Below are 3,856 nucleotides of genomic sequence, written 5' to 3' on the forward strand. Positions count from 1 at the left end.
TATTGGTTTTAGCAAGTCCTATCGCTAGAGTTACCAACGCTACCGAAAAAGACCCCATTACTATTACTGCTGAAAACTTTGCTAAAGAGTGCAATATAAAAACCCACTCTGCATATAAGTCGATGGAGGAAGCTAGTAAGCATATGCTGCGTAGGTACTTTACCTATACAGATGAAAAGGGGAAAAAAGTTTCTTGTTCTTGGGTAATCCGAGCAAAATACGACAATGGAGCAATATCAATTTGCTTTCCTGAGGAAGTTCTTTTAATGCTAAAAGAATTTGATAAGCTCAACCCTTACACCAAATATAAAAAAGAAGTGGTACTCAGACTTAAAAAAGATTATTCCTTTGACCTGTATCATCTTGCCAAGAAATATCAGGGTCTAGGTAAATTTGAATTAAGTTTAGATCGTATAAAAACAGAGTTAGGATTGCCTAAGTCTTATGATCGAATGTCTAATTTAAAAACCCGTGTTTTAGAGTCTTCTTTAGAAGAAATTAACTCTCAAACAGATTTAAATCTAACTTATGAAAATATAAAAGAGGGTAGAACTGTTGTGGGGTTTAGATTCAAAGTTAAAGAAAAATTTGAAAAGCCAAAAATCAACTCAAGTCGAGATATGAATACCGTCGATATGTTTTTCAAAATGACTGATGGGCAAATTAATATGTTTGGAAATCAGCTTGCCAAATTACCGGGCCTATCACATTTAGCTGTTGGTAATGAGAGTTATGAGGCTTTAGCTAGTCGAATTAAAGACATGCTGATAGACCCTGAAAAACAAAAAGAGTTTATTCCACATTTAAGAAGTTTAGGTTTTAAAGGTTAAATAATTTTCTGTCTCGATCTTCTATTAAATACTCGTTGAGTTCAGCGAGTATTTTTTCTCTATTGGCTTCATTGTCATTCATTTTTTTAATCAAATAAGAACCGAGCAAAATTTTGCGTCGAGTATCGTCCTTTCTCTCCTGCTCTTTTTGCTTTGATTTTTCTCTAGCTTCGATAGCTTGTTTATGAGCCTTTAACTGTTTCAGCTTCTCTAACTGGGCTTCAATTTTCTTTTCGAGATTTTCAGCAGATTTTGTCATGATTCAGATTTCGGGATATAGAAAACCACTCAAGCATAAGGCCCTATGAATTGAAATTCAAGCGGGCTATATGCTATCGTGTTTTCATGAAATGCGCACTTACGACTTGGATTTCATCCAAGTCAAAGTTTGCGTAAGGGGATTCCCCTTAACCCCAAAAAACTGCTACGCAATTTTTAAAAGCAAAAGCAAAACCACCACAAGGCTAAGGCATGGCAATTTATCACTGTACTACTAAGACCGTTAACCGAAGTTCGGGACGAACTGCAGTTGCATCTATGGCTTACCGTGCAGGAGAAAAATTGAAAGATGAACGGACAGGGTTAACCCATGACTTCACAAGAAAAGAAGGTGTGGTTTATACAGAGATTCTTTCTAACTTGGATACTGAATTAGACCGAAGCCAAGTTTGGAATCTGGCAGAAAAATCTGAGAATCGAAAAGATGCCCGAACCGCACGTGAATGGGTTATCGCTTTACCTGATGAACTGGACGAAGAACAGCGAAAAGAATTGGCTAAAGAGTTTGCCCAATCATTAGTAGACCGTTATGGGGTGATTGCAGATTTAGCCATCCATGCACCCAGCAAAGGAGGGGATGATAAAAACCATCATGCGCATATCTTGCTGACTACACGTAAGGCTGAACTGGATCAAGATCATAATCTGGTGCTAAAGGATAAGACTGATATTGAGTTAAGCAATGCCAAGAGAAAAAGCCTGGGCATGGGAACAAGCCAGGAAGAAATTAAACAGATCCGAGCCACCTGGGCAAACTTAGCCAATCATGCCCTCGAACATGCAGGGTATCGGGAAAGAATCGACCACCGTAGTTATGCCGATCAAGGCAAGGATCTACAAGCTACCATCCATGAGGGTAGTAAAGTTACCCAGATGCGCAGAAAAGGCATAGATACTGAAATTAGCCGTTTTAACGATACGATCAAACAGCAAAACAGCCAACAGCTCCAAAACAAACAACAGCACAAGGAAAAGACCTTAGAACAAGGGTTCAACCATGTTGAGCAAGGTTTCAAACAATGGAAGAAAGATCGGGAAGCACAACGTCTGGAACAAGAGCAAAGACAAAGATTGAAATTGGAACAAGAGCAAAAGATGAAACAGACACAGCGTATTAAATATGAAAGAAGTGGCCCATCGCTATGAGCAACCAAAACGACTTAGACGATCAACTATATATTTTACTGGCCTCCATGAAGGAATATAGAGAGGCCATAGCAGACGATAACAAGCGATTAGAGGTATTTTACAACCAAATCGCTAACGGAGTACTCAATAAGGCTGAAAAATCGCTAGAAAACGCAAATAAGAAACATACAGCTGCATTAAACAATAGTATTCAAGAATTAAACGAAGCTACAAAAAGGCTCAACTTAAAATTTATCATTATTTTTGCCAGCACGTTTGTCGCTGTGATGATGGTATTCATCTTGGCAATATTCTTGTACGTGCCAAGCAAAGATGAAATTAATGAACGTAGAACTGATATGGCTGTACTTAAAAAATATCCACTACAAATTAGAGAAAGTGATGGTGAAACACTAGTCAGAATCATGACGAAAAATTGCTATTCATTTCAGCCAAATAGTGTCAAAGAAAAGACCTATGACTGGTGCCAGATCGACCCTAAAAGATATTAGTTGATCGGTACTTTGCTTGGTTTTTCTCATAGCTAATCAGATTATAGCAAGCGCAAAGTTGCCCGACTTTGAAATATGGCTAAAGCCATATTTCAAAGCATCGAGCTAAATTTTGGTTTCTTATGTCATATCTATTTGCAATGGGAAAAGGCATGCTAAAACATTAAAAGAAGGAATAAATAATGAGAAAGCATTTGATTTTCCTATTTTTTATAATGATGCTTTTTATTTTAGCTATAGTTATTAAGATCGAAAATGATCAGAAAAAAGAGCAACAGTTAAGTAAATTGAAGCTAATTGAAAAGAAAATTAATTAAGTAAAAACTGAGTTATACTTTTTTGATAACGATAATAACTAAGCCCAGAAGACACCTAATCCCAGCACTACACCTGCTGGGATTTTTTTTCTTATGCTTAATTACTTACTTTCCGATATAGATTATGAATGTATGTATTTTACCAATAGGTAAAGTGCAAGGATATAAGATAAAAGAAAGGATGCTTTAAGAAAGCAGTCTAAAAATTACTAATTTTATATAATAATTTTTTTTATTATATATACTTAACTATTTATATCTTAAGACGAATTACCAATGACCGCTATACGATTATTATATGTAAGTAAGTTCAGGTCTAAAATTTATTCTAAGAGTGAACTTTATGAAATTTTAACCGAAGCATTAAAGTTTAATGGAGCAAATCAGATCTATGGGGCTCTTTACTATGGAAATGATTACTTTGTTCAATGTTTAGAGGGGCAAGAAGATAAAGTAAAGCATCTTTTTCATGACAAAATCTTAAAAGATCCGCGTCATGAAAATTGTGAAGTTCTTTATCTTGAGAAGATCAGTACATATCTCTTTTCTAATTGGTATATGAAATATGCCAATATTGATCAGGATATAGTTAAGTTTTTCTCTAAAAATCATAATGATATTTTTAATCCATACTTATTAAATAGCTCTACAATCCCACCTCTTATAGAGTTATTAAGTCAGCATGCAGATAATTTTTCTATATTAAAAAGTAAAGCTTTAATTACTTCGAATCCAATTTGGATTAAAAAATTAGCATAATAGACCTTATACGAAATACAACTGTTTTTCC

Annotated in this window: 5 protein-coding genes; 4 read left to right on the forward strand and 1 reads right to left on the reverse strand. The window is 35.2% G+C overall.

Annotated features, from left to right (window positions below):
• Positions 1-830: RepB family plasmid replication initiator protein (locus tag FTV32_RS15925; protein WP_180029089.1), on the forward strand; the 830-nt coding region annotated here is incomplete at its 5' end.
• Here FTV32_RS15925 and FTV32_RS15930 read toward each other — a convergent pair.
• On the reverse strand, positions 820-1,089 hold the full coding sequence (locus FTV32_RS15930) for a mobilization protein (RefSeq protein WP_179991711.1): 270 nt from the start codon (positions 1,087-1,089) through the stop codon (positions 820-822). The two genes, FTV32_RS15925 and FTV32_RS15930, sit on opposite strands and share 11 nt — an antisense overlap.
• Positions 1,090-1,301: 212 nt before the next feature.
• On the opposite strand from FTV32_RS15930, the gene mobQ reads away from it, so the two are divergent.
• The 3 genes from mobQ (at position 1,302) to FTV32_RS15945 (ending at position 3,825) form a co-directional block, all read left to right on the forward strand.
• Positions 1,302-2,255: a MobQ family relaxase gene (gene mobQ / locus FTV32_RS15935; RefSeq protein ID WP_179991710.1), complete on the forward strand. Its 954-nt coding sequence runs from the start codon at positions 1,302-1,304 to the stop codon at positions 2,253-2,255.
• Positions 2,252-2,749 (forward strand): hypothetical protein, encoded by a 498-nt coding sequence (locus FTV32_RS15940; RefSeq protein ID WP_179991709.1) that lies wholly within the window; start codon positions 2,252-2,254, stop codon positions 2,747-2,749. Before mobQ ends, FTV32_RS15940 begins: the two co-directional genes overlap by 4 nt.
• A 593-nt stretch (positions 2,750-3,342) precedes the next feature.
• Positions 3,343-3,825 (forward strand): BLUF domain-containing protein, encoded by a 483-nt coding sequence (locus FTV32_RS15945; RefSeq protein ID WP_179995733.1) that lies wholly within the window; start codon positions 3,343-3,345, stop codon positions 3,823-3,825.
• The last annotated feature ends 31 nt before the right edge of the window (positions 3,826-3,856 follow it).

The sequence above is a fragment of the Acinetobacter sp. YH16032 genome, from assembly GCF_013417345.1.
In the GTDB taxonomy this organism is placed as follows: Bacteria; Pseudomonadota; Gammaproteobacteria; order Pseudomonadales; family Moraxellaceae; genus Acinetobacter.